The organism is Maribacter stanieri (assembly GCF_900112245.1).
Taxonomy (GTDB): domain Bacteria; phylum Bacteroidota; class Bacteroidia; order Flavobacteriales; family Flavobacteriaceae; genus Maribacter; species Maribacter stanieri.
Window position 1 is genome coordinate 1934085 of record NZ_FOYX01000001.1, and the last position, 24354, is coordinate 1958438.

Below are 24354 nucleotides of genomic sequence, written 5' to 3' on the forward strand. Positions count from 1 at the left end.
TAGCAAATGTTACTACTGCTTACTTGATGATTTTCTAATAATTAGTTTGGCAGGCAATACAACGTTTTCATCTATTCCACTTTCATCATTTTCAATTTGCTTTAAAAAAACTTTAGCAGCCATTTTACCCATTTCCATAGGTGATTGGTCTACAGAACTAATGGATGGTTCCAGAAATTGAGTGAAAGGTTCGTTACTGAAACCTACTACACAAAAATCTTCTGGTATTTTTACAGATATACTTTGAAGATATTTTACAGCTCCCAATAAGCCGTTATCCGTGGAAGAGAAAATAGCATCTGGCGGTACGGGTAATTTCATAAGTTTTTCTGCAGCCTCCTTTCCTGCTTCCATATCACTGGTTAACGAAATTATATAATCACTATGGTATGCAATTCTATGTTTTAAAAGGGCATCTTTATAACCATTTAGTCTATTGTTATAGAGTTCAATATTTTGGTCTACATAAAAATGGGCTATTCTTTTACAACCTTGATATATTAAATGCTCGGTAGCATCAAAACCACCTTGATAATCATCTATAGTTACCGTACTGGTGCCATCAAAATTCAAAACACGATCAAAAAATATAAAAGGGGTAGATTTTTTTAATTCTTGATTTAGTTGCTCTTTATTCTCGTTGGTAAAAGATGTAGAGATAAGAATACCATCTACTTGGGCATTTATTAAATTTTGAATAATCTTTTTTTCACGGTCAACATCTTCATGGGTCTGGGATATAATTACGTGAAATCCTTTTGGGTACAGTTCATCTTCAATACCTCTAATAACAGATGCGAAAAAGTTTTTATTAATGAACGGTACAACTACACCTACATTTTTGCTTTTACCGCTTTTAAGGGCCAATGCTAATTTATTCTGCTTGTAATTCATTTTTGCAGCAGTAGCATGTACAAGCTCTCGTGTTTTTTTACTGATTTTAGGATTATTGTTTAAAGCCCTAGAAACAGTAGCTGCTGTTATTTTTAGCTCTTTTGCAATGTCGTAAATAGTAGCTTTTTTGCTCATAGGAAAGTGTATTACGAATTTACGATTATTGAATTAAAAAAAAGTAAAGTAGAAAGCTTAATAATTAGCACGTTTTAAATTTTAGAAATTTAATAATTCACTGTTTTTCTGTGTTGTTTATTTTCACGAAATTCAAGGGATAGAAACTCCAATTTTACTACATATTTTTATATTTACAGGTAAACATGGTATCTTATGTTTTTAGCGAAAATGAGTAACACTACAATATTATTTATCATTATTTTAATGCCTTATTTAGCTCATCATTCCAATTTTGAAAATATGATTAAAAAAGATTTAAAAGATGCTGTTACGATTGAAAAAAGAAGTTATGGTACAACTACAGATGGTGAACTAGTAGATCAATTTAGCTTAAAAAATAAAGGAGGAATTGAAGTTCGTATTATAACCTTTGGTGGAAGAATTACTGAAATAAACACAGCTGATAAAAATGGTAAACTAGAAAATGTTGTTTTAGGCTTTAATAGCTTAGAACAATATGAGAAAAAGAACCCATTTTTTGGTGCTTTGGTAGGTCGTTATGGAAATCGTATATCTAAAGGAAAATTTAGCTTAAATGGAACGGAGTATTTATTGGCTAAGAATAATGGAGAAAACAATTTACATGGTGGTTTAAAAGGCTTTGATAAAGTAGTTTGGATAGTTGAAAATGTAGAGGAATCTACTTCTTTTGCTTCTTTGAAATTGAGTTATTACAGTGCGGATATGGAAGAAGGTTTTCCTGGTAATTTAAAAACTACCGTTACATACACGTTACATAGTAACAATAGCTTGGACGTATTGTATGAAGCAACTACTGATAAAACCACAGTAATTAATTTAACACAGCATTCTTATTTTAACTTATCAGGTAATTTTTCTCAGTTGATAGAAAATCACGAAGTTGAAATAGATGCGGATAAATTTGTTCCGGTTGATGCTTCGTTAATTCCTACGGGTGAATTGGCTTCTGTTGAAAATACCCCTTTTGATTTTAGAAAGTCAAAAATTGTGGAGACTGCTATCAATAGGGAACATAAACAATTAAAAATAGGCGGTGGTTTTGATCATTGCTGGGTACTCAATGGTAAAGGGTATAGATTGGTAGCAAAAGCACATCATAAAGAATCGGGTCGTGTAATGGAGGTTTTTACCGATCAACCTGGTATGCAATTTTATACTGGTAATTTTTTAGATGGTACTTTGCCAGCCCCAAATAACAGAGTTTACGTAAAAAGAAGTGGTCTTTGCTTTGAGACACAGCATTTTCCAGATTCTCCAAATCAACCACAATTTCCAGATACAACTTTAGAACCAGGACAGAAATATGAAACTAAAACTACTTTTAAATTTTATATTAATAGTTAATTTTAGACCAGTTCCTTTCCATTTTTAGGACATTATTTATTTGGTATTATTTACATGGCAATCTCGTGTTAGTAATTTTTGTTATCGCGATAATTTAAATCGGTATTGACGAATATATTTATTCATAAAAAAAGAACATCATGCAAAAACCAAATAAAAGATTAGAAGGTCAAACTTGTATAGTTACTGGCTCTAGTGACGGTATCGGTGAAGCGGTAGCAAAAGCTATGGGAATGGAAGGCGGTAATATCGTTGTCAATTATCACAGCAGTAAAGAAGAAGCAGAGGAAGTTGCCCATTGGATCAGTACAAACTCTAATTGCGGTAGTGCAATAGTCGTTAAATGCGATGTAAGCAAAGAAGATGATGTAAAGAACATGTTTAAACAAACAATTGCAGAATTTGGTACTGTAGATGTCTGCGTAGCTAATGCTGGTTTGCAATTAGATCACCCATTACATGAGATGCCTTTAAAAGATTGGCAGCGTGTAATAGATGTGAATCTTACAGGTCAGTTTCTTTGTGCAAAAGAAGCTATTATAGAATTTAAACGAAGAGGTATGAGACCAGAGGTTTCTAAATCTCTTGGTAAAATAATTCATATGAGCTCGGTTCATGAGGTAATTCCATGGGCGGGTCATGCAAATTACGCAGCTTCTAAAGGCGGATTGGTAATGTTGATGCAAACTATTTGTCAAGAATACGGTCCAGATAAAGTAAGATGTAATTCAATAGCTCCGGGAGCAATAAAAACAGATATCAATAAAGAGGTTTGGAGCACAAAAGAAGGAAGAGATGGTATGTTGAAACTTATACCCTATAAACAAATTGGTGTGCCAGACGATATTGGAAGCGTTGCCAGTTGGTTAGCATCAGATGAATCTGAATATATTAATGGAACGACAATTTTTGTAGATGGAGGCATGACATGTTACCCAGGTTTTACGGCAAATGGGTAGTTGTGAATAAAAAAAGCCGCCCAATTAGGCGGCTTTTATATTTATAATTCAAATGATTATTTCATCATTGGCTTGTAATCAAATTTTTGTCCACCAACAGATGCATCTGCCATTAAACCAGCTTTTGGTAAAGCGAATACGGCAACACCATCTCTATATTTGGCATTAACTGAAACTCCAGATTTTAAAGCAACCGCAGAAGCTTCTGCAGAGAATTCAAAATCACCTTCTTTAAACTCAGCTAAATCATCTGCTGTCTCAAAGAATATTACTTCGGTAATTGCTTGTCCACCAGCTTGTAATCCTACACTTAATTTTTTCAAATCAGCCATTCCAATCATAGTACCATTTTCATATACTACCCCATTACCAGATGCTCCACCAATTATAAACCCTCCTTTACCTACATTAGGAAAAATCACATAACCTGCAGAATTATTGAAGAAATTGTCTAAACCAACTTCCATTTTCATTAGTTTATCTTTTGCCTTATTGGCATCTTTTATAACTTTTTGGTCTTTGCTGTTTTGTGCATTTAGCCCTACTGCTAAGAATAACAAGGTTGTAAATGCAATCGATTTTAAAATTTTCATATGTTCTAGATTTTAGGTTTAATAATTTTTATTAACAGTACAAAGCTAAATTTTACTTGTGTAATGAATTGACTTATTAGCCTTAAATCTTAATTCAAATAAGTGTTAAATATATGTGAATCAGTTAATTAGAAGTTAAATTATGATTTATGTAAGAGAATAATTTCTTCTAACTTGTTTATTGATAGGAATTTATCTAGTAAATTGATTTCTTAAAAATTTGTTAATTATTACTAATAGTTATATATTCAATAAATAATCTAACTCATAACATAATAAGATGGGGAACCAAGAGAATTTTTTTGATTCAAAAATGATAGCAAACCTAATTATAGCTTTCGCTTTGTTATTTTCTGCCATTTATTATTTCAATTACGCTCAAGAAATTGAAGATGACATTAATACTGTTATTGTAAATTCTCTTAAAGATGCAAGCAATAGCTTGGCTGAGCAGGAGACTGCACATAAATAATTTAAATTTCTGACCATAACTATAGGCTGCCAATTCATAGTGATCGGTAGCTTTTTTTATGCCTCTTTCAATTATCTTTTACCCACAAGAACATTAGTTACTAACGCTGCTACTATCATTAGGATACCTAAAAGGCTCCAAAGAGAATAGATGTCTCCGAACCAGAAAATACCGACCATAATTGTAAATATGACTTCAATGTACTTTAAGGGAGCAACTAAATTGGTTTTGGCAATTTGAAATGCTTTGGTCATAAAAATCTGTCCGAAAAAACCAAAAACCCCTAAACTTAGAAGTATTAACCAGTCCATACCTTCCGGGTTAATCCAATTATTAATACTTAGTAGACCACCAATAACAGTACCTGTGAACATAAAATAATTAACAATAACCAAAGGGTGGTCACTGTTTCCTATTTTTCTAATTAGTACATATACTAAACCGCTAAACACAGAAGCCGCTAAAACTAGAAGTAAGCCTGTAGTGTTTATATTTTGATCAAATCCTTTTAAAACCAGTACTCCCGCAAAAGCAAATAGAAATAGAAACCATTGAATTGGTTTTAATTTCTCTTTAAGTAAAAAGACGGCAAACATTGCGGCATAAATTGGAGCAAGATATCTTAGGGAAACAGCGGTTCCAACTGGTAGGTATTGTAAAGACATAAAAAACAAACTCATAGCCGTTAAACCAACTAAAGCTCTATATATCATTAATTTACGACTATTTCCGAATATAGGTATGCCTTTAATTAAAATTAGGGCGGTTCCTAAAACAAGTGAGCCAATAGCTCTAAAGAAAACAATTTCGAAAGTAGGGTAGTGATTTAGGTATTTTACGAAAGAATTCATTAAACTAAATGAAAACGTACTAATAATCATATATAATATTGCCTTCTTCACAGTCTTAATTTGTGATTGCAAAGTTACTCGTGACAAATAGAATTAAGTCTTAATACAATGAAAAATAACTATTTAACTATAAGTTTTACGATACCCATAATTTTATAGTTATATATGTTGCTGTTCAATGACATATTGAAGATTAAGGTTCATAAATGAAAATAAACCCTTATGTTTTTTGATTAATCTATTTTCTATATTTTTCTGTTAATAAATGTTCTGTATTTAGTTATAATAGGTTGAACGTTATGTATCATTTTAAGAAATCTCTTAACTTGGCAGAACAAAACAAATTGATTGGTTTAAGCCATTTTTTTAATTGGAACTTAATCTTATCAGATTGAAAAAACAGAATTAATATGAACGAATTGTTATCGTTGAAAGATAAAAATTATGCCCTATCTGGGGGAACAGGAACCTTGGGTGGTTCAATTGCTAAATATTTAGTGGAAAATGGAGCAAGAGTTCTTTTATTAGGTAGATCAGAGGAAAAATTAAAAGAGAAGCAAGAGGAGTTAAATAGTCTTGTTGCTGATAGTACATTTATTTTTAAGGTAGATGTAATGGATGAGAGTGATCTTATCAATTTGAAGAATAAAATTAAAAAAGAATTTAACCACTTAGACGGGTTGGTGAATCTTGCCGGAGGAAATATACCAGGAGCTACTTTAAAACCTGATCAAACAGTTAGAGATATCGCTATGGATGATACTAGAAAAGTAGTCGATATTAATTTATTCGGTACCGTTACACCAACGGTTATTTTAAGTGAGTTAATGGTAAAACAAGGTTATGGTTCTATTGTGAATATTTCATCTATGGCTGCCAAGCAAACTATTTCTAGGGTTCTCGGGTATTCTATGGCCAAAGCTGCAGTTGATATTTTTACGAAATGGATGGCAAATGAACTAGCGTCTAAACATGGAGATAAAATTAGGGTGAATGCAGTAGCTCCTGGTTTTTTCATAGGAAATCAAAACAGACGATTACTTACTAATGAAGATGGTTCATTTACAGATAGAGGTAATAGTATTATTAAAAACACCCCAATGGGTCGTTTTGGTGATGCATCAGAACTTAATGGTATGGTTCATTATTTGCTTAGTGATGCCTCAAGTTTTGTAACTGGTAGTATCTTTGATGTAGACGGCGGATTCAGTTCTTTTTCAGGTGTTTAAATAGTATTTAATAGTTAGAACAGTATTTATTTTTGCAATCGATTACATATGTAATATGTGATGATTTGTAACATGTAGAACGTATGGATTATTTAAAGAAAACCTTTCGCTGGTTTGGACCTGATTTTGGAGTTAGCTTAATAGATATAAAGCAGCTTGGTATTGAAGGTATTGTAACGGCATGTCAAGAAATTCCAGTAGGTGAGGTATGGCCATTAGCTTCAATTGCTAACTTGAAATCACAAATTGAAGCTAACGGAATGGAATGGTCCGTTGTTGAAAGTGTTAATATCCATGCAGATATTAAGTATGGGCTTACTAACAGAGATCGGTACATTGCTAATTATATTCAAACGCTTAAAAACCTTGCTGAAAATGGTATTTATGATGTTTGCTATAATTTTATGCAATTAATTGATTGGACACGAACCGATTTAGATTTTAAATTACCCTCAGGAGCATCAGCTCTAAATTTTGATCCTATCGCGGCAGCAGCTTTTGATTTATACATATTGGCTCGTGAAAACGCAGAACAATCTTATTCAGATGCTATTTGTAAACAAGCCAAAAATTATTTTGAGGCACTAACGGATATTGAAAAAATAAATCTAAAAAATGCGATTTTGGCTGGTATGCCAGGTTCTAGGAAGTTGATTGCCTTAGATGATTTTAAAACAAATCATGCGGCTGTTTTAAAAATTGGTAAGGAAAGTTTACAAAATAATTTATCTTATTTTTTAAATGCTGTAATACCAGAAGCGGAAAAAATTGGCATTCGTATGGCAATCCACCCAGATGATCCACCATTTTCAGTTTTTGGTGTTCCAAGAATCGTTTCTAATTACCAAGATATTAAGTTTATACTTGAGTGTTGTCCATCCACTAGTAATGGATTAACATTCTGCTCAGGGTCGTTAGGAGCATCCGAAGAAAACAACCTGGTTAAGATGATTGAAGATTTCGGGGATAAAATCCACTTTCTACATTTAAGAAATGTTAAGCGTTTAGAAGATGGTAGTTTTTATGAAGCTGATCATTTAAATGGTTCAGTACCTATGCAAGAGGTAATGAAAGCTATTATAATAGAACAACAGAAAAGAGTAAACAACGGTAAGGGCATCGTTAATATTCCTATGAGACCTGATCATGGTCACGTACTTTTAGATGACAAAAAAAGAATAGATGAATTCTACTCCGGTTACTCCTTAATAGGCAGGGCAATAGGTTTGGCTCAACTTTCTGGTTTGGAATTAGGTATTAGGAATGGTCTTAAATTATAATTCTTAGTATCGAAAAAATAAATTAATATTTAGGTTATAATCACATATAGTTTCATGCGCATATCATTTTTATTCTTACTAATTATTTCATCACTATTATTTTCTTGTCAATCTAAGTTTAATGAAACTATAGTTGCTTTAGATTCTTATAAAATTGAAGACGGATTTAATTTAAAAGTGATAGCTGCAGAGCCACTTTTAAAAGCGCCGGTGGCTATAGATTTTGATGCAAAAGGTCGAGTTTGGGTAGCACAGATGCCGGGTTACATGAATGATTTACAAGGGTCTGGTGAAGAAGACCCTTCTGGTAGTATTGTTATTCTGGAAGATTTGGATAATGACGGTATTGCTGATCATTCAAAAGTTTTTATGGATAGCCTAGTGATGCCCCGTGCATTGGCACATGTCTATGGCGGATTGTTATATGCAGAACCACCATATTTATGGTTTGTTGATATTAAAGATGATAAGCCTGTAAATAAGGTGATGGTAGATTCTATGTATGCTGTTGAGGGAAATCCGGAGCATCAACCAAACGGACTAGAATTAAATATTGATAATTGGATTTATAATGCGAAATCTAATTTTAGATATAGAAGAAAAGCTGGGAAATGGGAAAAAGAACCTACAACTTTTAGGGGACAATGGGGTATTACCCATGATAATTTTGGGAGGTTATATTACAATGATAATTCTAGAATATTACTAGGGGATTATGCTCTGCCAAATACATTTATCAATAATAAATTTTTCACGCCAAAATCTAGTTTAGATAAGCTTCTGACTAGTGATCAAAGGGTATATCCTGTATTTGCTGGTTCGGTTAATAGGGGGTATGCAAAAGGTGTTTTAAATGCTGATAGCATTTTAGTAAATGCAACCGCTGCATGCAGTCCTTTAGTGTATAGGGGAGGTGAGTTTACAGAATCTTATGACGAAAATGTTTTTATCTGTATACCAGAAGGTAATTTAGTAAAGCGAGCACTATTGACTTTTACGGGAGATTCTGTTATTGCAAAACAAGCTTGGCAAGAAAAGGAATTTATAACTTCTACCGATGAAGGTTTTAGACCTGTAAGTTTAAAAAATGGTCCAGAAGGTAGTATGTATATAGTGGATATGCATAGAGGGATGATAGGTCATCATGCGTACATGAGTCCGTATCTAAGAGATAAGGCAAAGGCTAAGGAATTGGACACTATTATAAACTTTGGGAGGATACTAAAAGTTGCTCACGAGAATTCTACAGCTGATAAAATACCTGACTTTAATGCTTTGAACGGAAGTGAACTGGTGAAATTACTATCTAACGATAATGGTTGGATTCGAGACCGTGCACAGCATTTTCTAATTTTTAAAGAAGTTAAAGATGTAATTGATGAAGTAAAAGAAGTAGCACTTAATTCTGAAAATCAGTGGAGTCAAATTCATGCATTGTATGTGCTGGAGGGCTTGAATGCCTTATCGTTTGATTTCTTGATAACCATAATAGATAAGAGTAATAGTCAAGTAGCTTCTCATGGCTTGGTCCTATTAAAGGAATTTGCATCCACAGCGCATATAGAAAAGGCGCTAGTTTTATTTAATAATGTGATAGAACGTAATGAAATAGAATTGGACTTGTACTTAGGGAATAGTTTAGGAACTTGGATGAGTTTAGATGAAAGGAAATTCACACCTGTTATGATGAAAATCTTAACAAGAAAACCGGACAATAACACTTTAGCAGATGCTGTAATTGGTGGTTTGTCTGCTGTAGATACAGAGGTCTACAACAATTTCGTTATCATGGATAGTTTAAAGCATACGCCGTTTGTAAACAAGTTGGCAAGAACTATTTCAGATAAGAATGCAGGTAAGATGAACGCCATTTTTACTAAAGAAAAAACTAAAGAAGATACCCGCACTAGTGGTGCAAGAATGTTTTTTCAAATTTGTGCATCTTGTCATGGAGCCGGAGGAAAGGGCATAGAAGGTTTGGCACCTCCTTTAATGAACTCTGAGCATGTAAAAAATACAGAGAGATTGGCCCTTATAATATTACATGGTCTTGAAGGACCTGTACACGTTAATGGTGAACTTTATAATATAAACTTGGCAATGCCTGGTCTTATACGTAATGAGAGTATAACCGATAAAGATATTGCCAATATTATATCATATGTAACCAATGCTTTTTCTGATAAACCAAAAAGATTGAGCACCACACGTATACAGGAACTAAGAAATGTAAAGTCTTCCTCTGGTATGGAATTTACAGAGAAAGAACTTCAAGCACTTGATAAATAATTACCAAGCTATTTAAAACTTTTTCTAATGCCCATTTCTAGACCTCGTAGCTCAGCTAAACCTCTTAGTCTACCTATGCCAGAGTAACCTGGGTTTGTTTTCTTTCTTAAATCATCTAACATTTTATGGCCATGATCTGGGCGTAATGGCATTCTAGTATCTGTTCTGCCAGAGGCTTTTCTCTTTTCTTGTTCTTTTATCAATGCCTGCATAACCAAAAACATATCTACATCTCCTTCTAAATGATTTGCTTCATGAAAATTACCATCGGCATCACGCTGTGTACTTCGTAAATGAATAAAATGAATACGATCACCTAAGCGCTCTATCATTCCTGGTAAGTCATTATCTGGTCTAACACCAAATGAACCTGTGCAAAATGTAAGTCCGTTGTTTGGGCTATCAACAGCATTGTAAAGGTCAATGATATCTTGCTCTGTACTTACAACTCTTGGAAGTCCTAAAATAGGAAATGGAGGGTCATCAGGATGAATACACATACGCACACCAGCCTTTTCAGCTACCGGAATAATATTAGATAAAAATTCGAATAAATTATCTTTAAGTTCTTTTGGTCCAATAGCGTCATAGGTAGCTAAAATTGTATTGAACTCTTCTAGAGAATATCCTTCTTCTGCACCAGGTAGACCAGCTATAATATTGCTGATTAATTTGGTTTTATCGTCTTCAGAAAGCGACTTTAAGTATTCTTTAGCGGCAGTTTTTTGGGCTTCTGAGTAGGTATCTTTAGATCCTGGTCTTTTCAATAGAAATAATTCAAAGGCCGCGAAAGCAGCAGCTTCAAAACGTAGTGCGGTAGAGCCATCTTCTATTTCATAATCTAGATTGGTCCGTGTCCAATCTAATACAGGCATGAAGTTGTAACAGACCGTATCTATACCACATTGACCGAGGTTAGCAATGGTTTGTTTATAGTTCTCATAATAAACTTTATAATCCCCTTTTTGGGTTTTTATTTGTTCATGAATGGGAACGCTCTCTACAACAGACCATGTTAAGCCAGCGGCTTCTATTATATTTTTACGCTCAATAATTTCCTCTACCGGCCATACCATGCCATTAGGAATATGATGCAAAGCACTAACTACACCTGTTGCACCTGCTTGTCTAATATCTGATAATGATACGGGGTCATTTGGACCGTACCAACGCCATGTTTGTTCCATTTTTCTAAATTATATTTTATTAAACTCCACTAAAAGCACTAAAACCTCCGTCAATTGGGACTACTACGCCAGTTACAAATTTTGATGCCTCTGCGCATAGGTAATGAATAGTACCATTTAATTCGTCCGTCTCACCAAATCTTTTCATGGGTGTATTTCTAATAATGGTATCACCTCTGTCAGTAAAATTACCGGTTTCTTGGTCAATTAAAAGATTTCTATTTTGATTTCCGATAAAAAAACCGGGAGCAATAGCATTAACACGTAAACCTTCTCCAAATTTTGTAGCTAATTCTACAGACAACCATTTCGTGAAATTATCTATAGCTGCTTTTGATGCAGAATAGCCTACCACCCTAGTGATTGCACTTTGTGCAGTCATTGATGATATATTAATGATAACACCTTGTTTATTCTTTACCATTTCTTTGCCGAAAACCATTGCGGGTAGAATGCTGCCAAATAGATTAAGGTCTACCACTTTTTTAAAGTGATCAATGTTTACATCAAAAATAGTTTGGTCAACACCTATAGTTGCACCAGGCATATTACCGCCTGCAGCATTTATTAGGATATCTATTTTACCATGTTGCGCTATAATTTCATCTGAAACTCTAATTAGACTTTCTTCATCTAAGGCATTACACACAAAACCGGATACATTATCGCCTATGGTTTTAAGTTTTTCAACGGCTGCGTTTACAATGTCTTCTTTGTAATCTAAAATAACGATTGTAGCGCCATTTGAAAGTAAGTAATTAGCCATTTCACCGCCAAGTACTCCGCCACCTCCGGTAATTAATATTACTTTGTTTTCTATACTAAATAAGTTCATATTGTACTATTTATTGTTTCAATTCAATGGTATGAACACCACTTGTAAAGTATACAGTGTTATTGGTTATTTTTACCTTTTTACCATTATGTTTAATTTTTGAAAAAATTGGGGGAACTGTAAATTCTGCGGTCATTTCCTTAGGAATCTCAATGCTGTAATGCTCTGTATTCTTGTCTTTTTTAAAGCTAGCGGTTATGATGCCGTTTTTTGTAGGTACTTTAATATTGGAAAAAGTTAAGTCTGCCAATTGAGGTTTAATTTCAGCTACTTTAAAACCGGCTATTTTTGGTTTTATACCCCACATGTAACGAGTAGTAATGTTCAAAGGCGCTGTACCCCAAGCATGATTCCAATCAGAATTCGGTTTGTACTTTACATCCCAAGCTTCTAAAGTCATGGTTGCACCTATTTCAATCATATTCCACCAACTTCTATCGCTTTCTGTTTCTGTGATTAGGTCTAATGCGTACTGTGCCTCGCCACTTTTATATAATCCTTCTAATAAGTATTGAGACCCATAAACACTACAAGCCATTCCTCTGGTTTTTATAAAATCTGTAACGGATTTAATATGTTCTTTAGGTACTAGACCAAAAGCTAGTGGCATCATATTGCCATGTAAAGAAGAATGAGTAGAGTTTTCTCCATCTAAGTAATACCCTTTTTTAGTATCAAATAGTTTAGTGTTAATAACGCTCTTGATGGTTGCAGCCTTATTTTGAAAAAATACAACATCATCGTCTTTTTCAAGAAATTCAGCAACCTTTGCCATTAGGACAAGGTTGTAGTAATAAAAAGAATTAACGACTGTATTCACTGGTACTATTTCATAACCATCTCTTTCGCCTTCTGCGGTAGCCAATTCCCAACCTGTATCTTTTTGTGCCGGTGGCCAATCTATAATGTCTTTAATTTTGGTGTCTGGTTTCTTGAAACCTAATTTTATAATTAACTCTTCGTTCATTTGCGGAGAAGAAGAGCTGATGAGTCCGTCTTCACGTTCCAAATCCATTAAAGTCTTTAACTTTAGATTCTCATAATGCTCCTTCAGTGGTTCCAAATCGCCCGTATACATATAATCTGCATAAAACATGGGTACGGTATGTAGCAACCATTCTGTAGGCCAAGTTGGGTTTTTTATAAAGTAGGCATTGGTTCTTCTTCCCATAGCATAAAGACTATCTACGCTATAATGACTTAGTTGATTTATATAGGCATCTGCTTCATACGGTATTCTTTCACGGTCACCATCTATATAATAACCCGTAAAACTGGTAGCTTTAATAGTATGCTTACAAAGTTTCCATATAGAGTCTAATATTGCATTTGATGAGGAGAAACTACTTGCTTCTTCATTAAAATTATTATGTGTCGCTTTTTGAAAGACTTCTATATTTTCAATAGGTATTTTTAAATTCTCAATTTCACAATACCTAAAAGGCATAACTACGCCTATACTATTAGGTAACAGTATAGCTGCACCAGATGTATTTCTTTTGTTAGGGATCACTTCAATATTGGTAATCGTATTTGCTTGTAGATTATGCAATACAATTCTTTGATATCTAATAGACCCACCTGGATTTCTGTCTATTCTATTTTGTGCATTTAATTTTTCACCAAGGTGAATGACTAACGAATCGTTTTGAGTTGTCGTACTTTTCAATTCAACTGTACCAAAATATGCTTTACCAAAATCTAATAAATACGTGTCTGTTGATACTTCACTTATTTCAACAGGACTGTTGAAAGTAGTTCTCAAATTGATATCACTGGTACTATTTTGAGCTTGACAATAGAAAATAGAAAGGGTGATAAGACATATGCAAATATGCTTTTTCATAGGTTTTACGGTAAGTTGATTTATGATAAGTAGTACTAGATACTATGTTGTTTAAAACATAGTATCTAGTTTATTTACTTTTAGATTGTACTACACCTTTATCATTCTAGATACTTTCCAAACTCTATAGAAAAGTAGATGCAGTAGTGTTTTTAATCTTATTAATATGAAGAGATTATACAGGTTTAATTTCCCAACCTGGCTCATAGGATCTAGACCATAATTTCATAGCCTCTCTATTAAATATACGACCAGTTGTTTCATCTATTTCAAAAGAGTCATCTATTCTTGACGCTATATTTGCGTAATGCGTAAGCATTTGGCTAATAGCACCTTCATCTATTGGTGAAGTTAATTCAGCTTTACCTCTTATTGCATCAAAAAAGTTAACCGTGTGCAATGTTGACATATCGCCACCACCACCAAGTGCTGTACCTGCTTCTTCATTCGCTGAAATATTTTCTTTGATAAGACCTCCTTTTTGGTCGAATAATTTATATCCGCCACGATCAATGTAAGCTGTACCTTCAGAACCAGCTACTATTGTACCTCTACCATATTTGTTGCCGTATTTATGATATCCGGTTCTACTGTTACCGTCCCATTTTATGGTTTTATTGCCAGCAAATTTAAATGTAGCTTCCATAGTATCATACATTTCCCAGCCATCATCTTTGTAGTGATATTTACCTGCATCAACAGATACCTTTTCAGGATATTTTACACCTAATGCCCATCGTGCAATATCTAATTCATGGGTAGCATTATTACCCATTTCTGCGGTACCATAATCCCAACCATACCAGTGCCAGTTATAATCCCAAGTGTTATCTGTATATGCTCTTCTTGGAGCAGGACCTTGAAATAAATCCCAATCTAAACCTTCTGGCGGATTTGCTTTTGTTTGATGTGGTACACGACTTCTGGCACTAACATAAAAAGCAGTTGCTTTATATACATCACCAATAACACCATTGTGAATTTCTTTTATTATTTCTTGAGACTCTGGTGCTGAACGTTGTTGGTTACCCATTTGCACCACTTTATTGAATTTCTTTTGATAAGCAACAACCAATTCTCCCTCACGAGGATTATGGCTACACGGCTTTTCTAAAAAAACATGTTTACCGGCTTGCATTGCCATACATGCACCAGGAGCATGCCAGTGATCTGGAGTTGACATAAATATAGCGTCAACCTCTTTATCATCTAGAATTTTACGAATGTCATTTTCTAATTGTGGCTTATAATTAATTTTAGAAGCCAATTCGGTAGCAGCTTTATCTCGCTGACTTTTCATGACATCACATAAATATTTAAGCTCTACGTTATTTTTTTTATGGGCTATTGCTGGTATATATGCACCATATCTTCTTCCCAAACCTTGTATTGCAACATTAATTCTGTCGTTTGCACCTATTATTTTGGAATAACTCTTAGCTGTCATAGCATTTGCACTAGAGCCAACTAAAGTAGCCCCAACGGCTCCAATTGCAGTCTTCTTTATAAAATCTCTTCTATTTGAACTCATGTTGTTTATTCTTTAGTATTACTAATTGAACGAATCTTTACATTTTTGAAAGAAACCAAATCACCGTGGTCTTGAAGTAAAATTTGACCTTTGTCCAATTCTCCAAAATTGGGCCACTTAGCATATTTACTTTCAGAAACTAACTTTCTGTATGCATCGCTCTTTCGTTCGTATTCTAAAACCTTTGTACCATTTAACCAATGTTCTACGTGGTTATCTTTTGATATAATGTAAGCTGTATTCCATTCACCAATTGGGTTAATAGGTTTATTTACATCAGCCTGAATTAAATCGTATAGTGAACTTACCGTTCTACTACCTTCATGATTTCCTAGTTTAGCATCTGGATGTAGGTTGTCATCTAATATTTGATATTCTAGTCCTATAGAAGAACCTTCACCTTTATTAATATTGGTATCTACATAATACTTGATTCCACTGTTAGCACCAGGTGTCAATTTAAAATCTACTTTTAATTCAAAATCTCCATACAGTTCTTTGGTAACAATATCACCACCGGCAGAAGATTCTGCGCCTCCTGAAGAAAGAACACTTAAAATTCCATCTTCAATTTTCCAACCCTGTTCTGGGAACTCTTCTAGCTTGGCACCTCTCCACCCGTTGGTAGTTTCTCCATCCCAAAGTAATTTCCATCCATCTTTTTTCTCATCAATAGTTAATTGATTTTTGGTGATGATAGGAGTAAGTGGCGATTTTCTAGAATATTTAGAAACGCTATCGGTAACTATTTTTACATTTTTCCAAATAATATCCGTTCCAGCTTTTTGGTCATCATGTATACTGTGTACTTGCAAACAGATAAATCCTTTTGCAGTTTTATCATCAATTAAGTAAGCTGCAGGAACATCGTTTACCCAGGTTTTAATAGTGTCGCCAATTGCTTCTATACGATAATGGTTCCAGTCGTTTTGCTTAAACGCTTTTTGCGCAGCCGGGTTGTCTGTCATTGGGTTTAACCATCCACGTCTAGACTCGTCATATATACCACCGCTCCATGCTCTTTCAGATGGATCAATTTCAACTTGGTATCCATGTACTCTACCATCTCTATAGGTAGGTATGCTATTACTTCTAATCTGTATACCAGAATTCATAGTCGAATCAACTTTATAGTCTAATTCTAAAATGAAATCATCATACATTTTATCTGTGGTCAAAAATGTATTCGGTGTATCATGGGTGGTAGTGCCTACAATTGCACCGTCTTTTACATTATAGGTAGCATCGCCACCTAGTTTATGCCAACCGTTTAAAGTTGTGCCGTCAAATAAATCTACCCAAGGGGTTTCATCTTTAGTGTTTTCGGTACAGCTAACTATTAATGCTAGTGCTGTTACCATCAGTAATTTACTGGTTGAAAGGTAATTTTTCATTATTAATTTATTGGTTTTGGAATGGCTCTACAAAGTACAGCGATTGTGGTTTTAAGGGATGGACATTTTAATACAAAGCATGGATTTAGCATTCTAAACGTTAAATGGTGTTATGTATTGAAAAATGAAAATATGTAATTTTTTGTCTAATAGCTATATGAAATATTTAAAAATTAAGGAGATTATTTGATGATTTAGCAAGATAAAAATAATTCATTTTTTTATGGCTGTCCATATTTCCGATGAATATGTCCATTCGTTAACATGGTCTTAACAATACATTAGTAGTCAATTAACTTAACAATAACAAAAATGAAAAAACTAAAACTATTAATGGTATTCCTTTTATTGGGCATGTCATCAGTACTATGGGCGCAGAGTAGCGTAACGGGTACGGTGGCAGATGACCAGGGTATGCCTATTCCAGGAGCATCTATTGTAGTAAAAGGAACATCAAATGGTACGGTAACGGATTTTGATGGAAATTTTAGCATTTCAGTAGAAGAAGGAAATGTATTAAGTGTATCCTATTTAGGTTATAAACCTGTAGAGGTAGCTTATTCCGGTCAATCTAACATATCGGTAACTATGACAGAAGATACTGCACAGTTAGATGAGGTTGTAGTAATAGGATATGGGTCTGTAAAGAAAAGTGACTTGACCGGTGCTGTTGCTTCAGTTGATAGTGAAACACTAACAGAACAGAGAAAGACCGATATTGGTCAAGCAATTCAAGGTCGTATTGCGGGTGTTGATGTTAGAACATTAAACTCTAAGCCTGGTGCGCCATTATCTATTAAAATACGTGGTAATACGGTTATTACTGCAAATCAAGGTGGTGAGCGTGATGGTGTAAGTGATGATTTAGCAGATGATCCTTCTAAACCGCTATTTGTGGTTGATGGAATATTTTTTGATGACATCAGTGTTTTAAATCCTTCTGATATTGAGCAGATGGATATTTTAAAAGATGCTTCCGCAACCGCTATTTATGGTTCTAGAGGTGCAAACGGTGTTGTTATCATTACAACTAAAAGTGGAATTGAAGGCAAAACTGTTTTTACTTATGATTCTTCTTTTGGTTTGCGTTCGGCAACTAACATACCAGAACTTTACTCGGGTCCTGAATATGTTCAGTTTGTTGATGATGTTTTAAGAGCAAGAGCATGGCAAGGTACAGATAGAACTGTTGCATCTTATAATAGTGTAGAAGTAGATAGGTCTACAGAAATTCAATCTTCTAACGAAGAAGCATCAAATGTTGCAAATGGTAGATATACTGATTGGATGGATACATTTAGAAAATCTGGCTTACAAACAAGCCATACCGTTGGTATGTCTGGTGGTAGTAATGGTTTGGTCTACAATGGATCTATAGGTTATTTACATGACGAAGGTGTTATGGGAATAGAAGAGTACGAAAGGTATAACTTAAGTGCTTCGCTATCTAAAAAGGTATCTGATAAGGTAACTGTAGGTATTAAATCATATTTAGCCCTTTCTGAAAGAGAGCAGGGTAGTAGAGAATTGTTTAGAAGTACGTTACGTTTAGCGCCAACGGTTAATCCTTATGATGAAAACGGAGAGCCTATTCTATTTCCAGATGATCAAGATTTAAGATTTGTTAACCCTATATATGATGCGGAAGGTGCATGGAGGTTAAACAATAGATCTTTAGACGTTATTGCAAATGTGTTTTTCAACTATAAGCCAAACGATTGGATCAACTTTAAAACACAATTTTCACCAAATATTTCTGCACAACGTTTTGGAGAATATCGTGGCTTGTTAACGAAGTCTTCTAGAAATGATCCTTCAAGAATTCAGTCTCATTATCAATCAGATTTTAAAACATCTTATACTTGGGATAATATTCTTGATTTCGATTTTGATATTGCTGAAGGTCATAATCTTAAAACAACTTTAATCAATTCTATATATTATTCTAACCCTGAAGGGAGTGATATTCAAGTACGTAATTTTGATACTGATGCTTACTTATTCTTTAATACACAAGGTGGCTCTGATGTACCTAGAGACTATGGTAGTTTTTATGAAAAGGAGACATTAGCTTCTTTTGCAGGTCGTTTAAACTATAATATAAAAGATAGATACCTATTTACTTTTACAGGTAGATACGATGGTTCATCTAAATTGGCAGTAGGTAATAAATGGGCATTCTTTCCATCGGCAGCTTTTGCATGGAGAGCAAGTGAAGAACCATTTTTAAAGGATGTAGACTGGCTTAGTAATTTAAAACTACGTTTAAGCTATGGTGAGTCTGGTAACGATAAAACAGTTAATCCATATAGTTCACTTGCCTTCTTATCTCAAGACAGTTATTTGTTTGGTGATGATTTTAGCATTGGTAAATCTGTTGCAGGTCTTTCTAATGCAGATTTAACTTGGGAAATTTCTAAAGAATATAACTTTGGCTTAGACTTATCGATCCTTAACAGTAGAGTTAATTTTGGTTTTGAATACTACAGTAAAGAAACAGAAGGAAGTATTCTTGCCCGTCAATTATCTTTTGTAACCGGTTTTGGTGATTCTGGTACCATAGGTAATTTTGGTTCTGTAAGAAACAGAGGTGTTGAACTTACTTTAAACACTGTTAACGTACGTACAGATAATTTTACATGGCGTACGAATATTAACTACACTAAAAATGATAATGAAATACTTGCCCTTTATGATGATATAGACCAGATTTTGGTTGGGTCAGATTCTAGATTAAACGGTGTTTTACAAGTAGGCGCACCAATTGATGCTACATTTGATTATGAAGTTGACGGTATTTGGCAAATAGACGAAGCTGCAGAAGCAGAATCTTTTGGACTATTACCTGGACAATATAAATATGTTGATCAAAATGGTGATGGTGTAATTAATCAAGAAGATAAAAGGGTTATTGGTTCTCAATCCCCAGATTGGATTGCAGGTATGACAAACACGTTCAATTATAAGAATCTTGAAATGAACGTGCAAGTGAATACAAGACAAGGGGTATTCGGTCATTCAGAATTTCATCAAAATTTTGCGAGTTTCAATGGTGACGGTGCTGTATTCAACAGCTTAAAACAAGATTATTGGACACCTAATAATCCTGATGCTAAATATCCTTCACCAGAATATGGAGAGTCTTCTTATCCTTGGTTCTATGAAGATATGTCGTTTGTAAGAATTGGTAATATTGGTCTTGCCTATTCATTTCCTCAAGACCTTTTAGACAAGTTGAAAATGTCCACGTTACGTTTATCACTTGATGTTCAAAATCCATTCACTTTTACCGATTTTGCTGGTCCAGATCCAGAAACAGGTTTGCAGAATTCCTATAACATGGGGTATTCGGTTAAAACAGTTTTATTCGGATTAAAATTATCGTACTAATTTTTAAACTATAAAAAGATGAAACTATTTAAATATATAAAGATTATAACGGTCTTCTTGGTTATGCTGTCGCTGTCTTATGCATGCGAGGATTATTTAGAAGAAGAAATATACTCAGACATTACTTCTGAGAATTTTATTACTCAAGACAATGCAGATCAATTAGTGATCGGTGTATATAGTAGTCTGCGAAATGTATATAATGAGTATACGTACCAATTTTTGGGCACAGATATTTTTACAAGTAAAAGTGAAATATTCTCTTTTAGCGCAACTAATGACTATTTCAATTTAAACTCTGGCACAGGCTTAGCGGTTTGGTCAAATAACTATAGTGTAATTGGTAAAGCGAATACCGTTATTAATAGGTTTGAAAATCAAATAAGCTGGAGCGATGCTAATTTAGGCGATAGAGATTATGGTATTGCACAAGCAAAAGCACTTAGAGGTTTGGCATATTTTAATTTAGTGCAGCAATATGGTGGTGTAGTTATAGAACTGGAAGAAGCCCAAACTATTCGTACAGATTATGCTAGGTCTTCTGAGGCTGAAACATATGCTCAAATAATTTTAGATTTAGAAGAGGCTATTCCTACATTGATAGATAACCCTAGTACAGGTAGAATATCTAAAAGAGCGGCACAACATTTATTGGCAGAGGTATATCTTACAAGAGCGTACACATCTGCAGGTAGTTCTGCCGATTTTGATACTGCTGCAGCATTGGCTGAGCAGGCAATTGGTAATTATGATATTCGTAGTCAATCATATGCTGAGGTTTTTGATTATGATAATCAAGAAAATGATGAAATATTGTTTGCCGTACAATATGGAAATAGCGGTTTAGCGGCAGATAAAAGCAATAACAAGCATTCACTTTTTATGAATCAGGTTTTTAATTATCCTGGTGTAAATAGAACTACAACTCCATATGGTGTAAGTAGTTTTGGAGCAATGCCTACTCCTTTCTTTTATTCTTTGTTCGCTGATAATGATACAAGAGAAGATGCCACAATACATCGTGCAATTATTGCAGATAGCGATGAGCCAGATGGTCCAGATAATATTGTTGCTGGTGATACGATTGTGTATTACCCAAAGAATGCTTTAGATGCGGAAGAATTGGCAGAACGTTTAGATCGATATTGGGTATACCAACCAGATCAATATCTTTTTGGATTACCAGAAGATGTACCGGGAGTTAATTATTTATACTCTTTGAATATTGAACGTACAAATTTCCCAATATTCAAGAAATTTGATGATCAAGATTTTAATGAAGATACCGACGGTGCTAGAGATACATTTGTATACAGAGTAGCAGGTACACATTTAATTGCTGCAGAGGCTTATTTAGGAGCAGGTAATACTGCAGCTGCATTAAATCATTTAAATATAGTTCGTGAGCGCGCTACTGGCGTGGCAAATGAATATACCTCGGTTACTATTGACGATATTTTAAATGAAAGAGCATTAGAGCTTGCAGGTGAAGATAATAGATGGGCCGTGCTTAAAAGAACAGGTAAGTTAGAAGAGCGAATAGAACTTTACAATCCTCATGTTATTGATCATGGAGCTTTTGATGCTAGTATTCATTTATTAAGACCTATACCTGCAAATGAATTGCAGTTGTCAGATGGTTCTTTGGTGCAAAACCCTGGTTATTAATATTTAGTAGTTGTATAAAATAAATAAGAAGTTAGTTTTTATTGAGTGAGTTAATATGGGCAGGTGTAAAACCTGCCTGTATTTTACACTATATCCGATAAAGACTAGATTCTTCTGTCTTAGCCAAAAAATGTTCATTAATTAATATTCAATTTAAACGGAATTTTGAGATTCGCTTTTCTTTATCAGTTAATTTGAAATTTAGATATTCGATTTCATTGAATAACTTATCATATTTATTCTATCGCAATATTATATTCTAAAGTAGTAGTTGCAACTGTATTTTATCTTATACCTAATATGAGCAAATATGTATGTGACTTTAAAGATTCATTGTCCCAAAACCTAAGTAAATAGAAAGACCTAAACGAATGATTAAAAAATATAGATTAACACAATTCTTATTACTTGCCATGTGCATGGTATTTTGCCTGGCATGTAATACTGGTGTTGAACAACCATCAACTGTTTATTTAATTACAGGTGAAAATTCTAATGCTGTTGAAATTTCTACCATAAATGATTTAAAGAAAGACTTAGAAAAAGTTTTAAAAGAGGAGGTGCACATTGTAAAAGAAGGTGTGGAAATTCCGAATAAATCTTTGGTTTTTATAGTAGGTACAGCAAATTCCAATACCATTATCACGGATATGGCGACAAATGGGGAATTGGTTTTAACAGATTTACAACCAGGTCCTCGTGGTGGTATTTGGTCTAAAAATACATACACCGATTCTGATGTCATTGTAATAGCGGGATCAGATGTACAGGGATTACAATATGCAATATATGATTACTCAAATCAGGTCTTAGGCGTAGATCCATTAGAATATTGGACAGGTAAAACACCGGTAGCATTAAAAGTTAATGATATTTACAATTTTGAACCAAAAACAATTGAACCACCTAGAGTTCCCAACTTAACATATTTTGAAAATGATGTAGATGAATTGGCAAACTACAGAGGTGAGTTATTAAAATACGATTGGGAGAGTTATACTGAAATGATCAATTCTCTGGTACGCCTTCGATACAATTCAATTCAACTTTTTGATATGTTGGGTAGACCCGAGTTTTTTATTAGACCCGAGTATAAAGCCTTAAAACCAGATTATCAAATAGATATTGATTATGTGGAGAAAATGATAGATTATGCCCATGAGAAAGGAATGAAGATAGCTGTAGATTTTGCTTTAGGTTATCAAATCCATCCTATGGATGCCGAGAAAGCAGATTGCTGGAAAACATATAAAGCAGATTGGTTACAGGCTTGGCGCTATTATTTTGAACATACACCATTGTCAAAAACAGATATTTTTATTTTACGACCACGGCATCAAGTTTGGGATTGGGAATATGAAAGTACTTGTGGAGAAAGCAAAATTGAAGTATTCAATGAGGTTTATGCTGCTTTTGGAGAATTAGTGGATGAATATAAACCCAATTCTGAAAAAGTACTCGTATGTTATTCTGATGGTATGGAAATGTGGAACGAAGGTTTTAGACCTCCTACAGATTGGACAGTACTTTGGTCTGATCACGGATTTGGTGAATTTGAACATTTACCAAATACTACAGATGGTTATGATTTTGGCACCTATATGCATGCCGGTTATTGGTTGAACCATACCGTTCACAATCCTTATCCAGGGAAGGTGGAATTGGTAATGAAAGAAATGTTTCAGAAATATGAAGCTGACAATTATTGCTTGGTTAACGGTCAAAATTTCAGGCCATTTTTGTTGAACCTGGTCGCTTATAGTGAAGTATGTAACAATCCAGATACGTTTAATGCAGATGCTTTTTACAAAGAATGGACAGAACAATATTTTACACCTAAAGCAGCTGAACACGCCGTTCAATCAATGAAATGGTTAAGCGAAGCTCAAGAAGGTAGAAAAGGGTATGTAGAACATTTATGGGAAATTAGAGAAGCTGTTTCATACCTTTCTAATGCACCGATCGTAAGACCAGGTAAATCTCCTGTACCATTTGATTATAATCGTGTAATTGGAGATGTGGAGAATGTAAAACGAGTGAAAGAAGTTTTAGAGAAATCACTTTCAGAGGCAGAATTAGGATATGAACTATTGAAGAGAAACGATAATTTTTACCATTCTTATATTCTTCTACCTGCTCAGCTTTATTCTGATTTAATAACTTTTGAAACAGAATTACACAACATGGCATTGCTTAAAAAGCAGTTTGAAACTACTAAGGATATAAAGTATTTAAACGAAGCAATTTCTTTGCTGCCAACGGCAAAGAATAAACTTAAAATCGTTTTTGATCATAGAAGTTCTGGTGATATCGATGACAAATGGAAGAATTGGTATTCGATAGCAAATAGAAGACAAAACAATGGTTTTCCTACCTATGAAATGCTAGATGCGATTGAGGCTAATCTTAATAAAATGACACTTTAAATTGAAA

Annotated in this window: 17 protein-coding genes; 9 read left to right on the plus strand and 8 right to left on the minus strand. The window is 34.1% G+C overall.

Annotated features, from left to right (window positions below):
* Positions 1-12: 12 nt before the first annotated feature.
* Entirely contained in the window at positions 13-1029 is a 1017-nt protein-coding gene (locus BM296_RS08390) for a LacI family DNA-binding transcriptional regulator (protein WP_091902629.1), read from the minus strand.
* 195 nt (positions 1030-1224) lie between these two features.
* Between BM296_RS08390 and BM296_RS08395 the strand changes: the two genes are divergently transcribed.
* Complete coding sequence (locus tag BM296_RS08395) at positions 1225-2397, plus strand: aldose epimerase family protein (protein ID WP_218157869.1); 1173 nt, start codon at positions 1225-1227, stop codon at positions 2395-2397.
* 140 nt (positions 2398-2537) lie between these two features.
* Positions 2538-3356, plus strand: a complete 819-nt coding sequence (locus BM296_RS08400) for an SDR family oxidoreductase (protein ID WP_091902631.1) — start codon at positions 2538-2540, stop codon at positions 3354-3356.
* A 56-nt stretch (positions 3357-3412) separates the two neighbouring features.
* Here BM296_RS08400 and BM296_RS08405 read toward each other — a convergent pair whose 3' ends face one another.
* Entirely contained in the window at positions 3413-3949 is a 537-nt protein-coding gene (locus BM296_RS08405; protein ID WP_027064629.1) for a lipid-binding SYLF domain-containing protein, read from the minus strand.
* 313 nt (positions 3950-4262) lie between these two features.
* Between BM296_RS08405 and BM296_RS19405 the strand changes: the two genes are divergently transcribed.
* The gene (locus BM296_RS19405) at positions 4263-4421 is read left to right on the plus strand and encodes a hypothetical protein (RefSeq protein ID WP_218157870.1); all 159 of its coding nucleotides are present in this window, start codon (positions 4263-4265) and stop codon (positions 4419-4421) included.
* A gap of 71 nt (positions 4422-4492) precedes the next feature.
* On the opposite strand, the gene BM296_RS08415 is transcribed toward BM296_RS19405, so the two are convergent.
* Positions 4493-5323, minus strand: a complete 831-nt coding sequence (locus BM296_RS08415; protein ID WP_262493275.1) for a DMT family transporter — start codon at positions 5321-5323, stop codon at positions 4493-4495.
* A gap of 359 nt (positions 5324-5682) precedes the next feature.
* Between BM296_RS08415 and BM296_RS08420 the strand changes: the two genes are divergently transcribed.
* The 3 genes from BM296_RS08420 (at position 5683) to BM296_RS08430 (ending at position 10070) form a co-directional block, all read left to right on the plus strand.
* On the plus strand, positions 5683-6501 hold the full coding sequence (locus BM296_RS08420; RefSeq protein ID WP_091902632.1) for an SDR family oxidoreductase: 819 nt from the start codon (positions 5683-5685) through the stop codon (positions 6499-6501).
* Positions 6502-6584: 83 nt separating this feature from the next.
* On the plus strand, positions 6585-7781 hold the full coding sequence (gene uxuA / locus BM296_RS08425) for a mannonate dehydratase (RefSeq protein WP_091902633.1): 1197 nt from the start codon (positions 6585-6587) through the stop codon (positions 7779-7781).
* 54 nt (positions 7782-7835) lie between these two features.
* Complete coding sequence (locus tag BM296_RS08430) at positions 7836-10070, plus strand: DUF7133 domain-containing protein (protein WP_091902634.1); 2235 nt, start codon at positions 7836-7838, stop codon at positions 10068-10070.
* Positions 10071-10078: 8 nt separating this feature from the next.
* Here the strand turns inward: BM296_RS08430 and uxuA (BM296_RS08435) are convergent, their stop codons facing one another.
* The 5 genes from uxuA (BM296_RS08435) to BM296_RS08455 form a co-directional block, all read right to left on the minus strand.
* A complete protein-coding gene (uxuA, locus tag BM296_RS08435; RefSeq protein ID WP_091902635.1) occupies positions 10079-11257 on the minus strand; it encodes a mannonate dehydratase in 1179 nt (392 codons plus the stop codon).
* Between the two features lie 19 nt (positions 11258-11276).
* A complete protein-coding gene (locus tag BM296_RS08440; RefSeq protein WP_091902636.1) occupies positions 11277-12092 on the minus strand; it encodes an SDR family NAD(P)-dependent oxidoreductase in 816 nt (271 codons plus the stop codon).
* A 10-nt stretch (positions 12093-12102) separates the two neighbouring features.
* The gene (locus BM296_RS08445; RefSeq protein ID WP_091902637.1) at positions 12103-13938 is read right to left on the minus strand and encodes an alpha-L-rhamnosidase-related protein; all 1836 of its coding nucleotides are present in this window, start codon (positions 13936-13938) and stop codon (positions 12103-12105) included.
* A 175-nt stretch (positions 13939-14113) separates the two neighbouring features.
* Positions 14114-15469: a Gfo/Idh/MocA family protein gene (locus BM296_RS08450; RefSeq protein ID WP_091902638.1), complete on the minus strand. Its 1356-nt coding sequence runs from the start codon at positions 15467-15469 to the stop codon at positions 14114-14116.
* Positions 15470-15474: 5 nt separating this feature from the next.
* Positions 15475-16863 carry a 3-keto-disaccharide hydrolase gene (locus BM296_RS08455; RefSeq protein ID WP_027064620.1) on the minus strand — a complete coding sequence of 463 codons (1389 nt, stop codon included), beginning with the start codon at positions 16861-16863 and terminating at the stop codon, positions 15475-15477.
* Positions 16864-17175: 312 nt separating this feature from the next.
* Here BM296_RS08455 and BM296_RS08460 point away from each other — a divergent pair, with 312 nt between their 5' ends.
* From BM296_RS08460 to BM296_RS08470, 3 genes are all read left to right on the plus strand, one after another.
* Positions 17176-20253 (plus strand): SusC/RagA family TonB-linked outer membrane protein, encoded by a 3078-nt coding sequence (locus BM296_RS08460; RefSeq protein WP_091902639.1) that lies wholly within the window; start codon positions 17176-17178, stop codon positions 20251-20253.
* Between the two features lie 18 nt (positions 20254-20271).
* Positions 20272-21921 carry a RagB/SusD family nutrient uptake outer membrane protein gene (locus tag BM296_RS08465; protein WP_091902640.1) on the plus strand — a complete coding sequence of 550 codons (1650 nt, stop codon included), beginning with the start codon at positions 20272-20274 and terminating at the stop codon, positions 21919-21921.
* Between the two features lie 371 nt (positions 21922-22292).
* A complete protein-coding gene (locus BM296_RS08470; protein ID WP_091902641.1) occupies positions 22293-24347 on the plus strand; it encodes a glycosyl hydrolase 115 family protein in 2055 nt (684 codons plus the stop codon).
* The last annotated feature ends 7 nt before the right edge of the window (positions 24348-24354 follow it).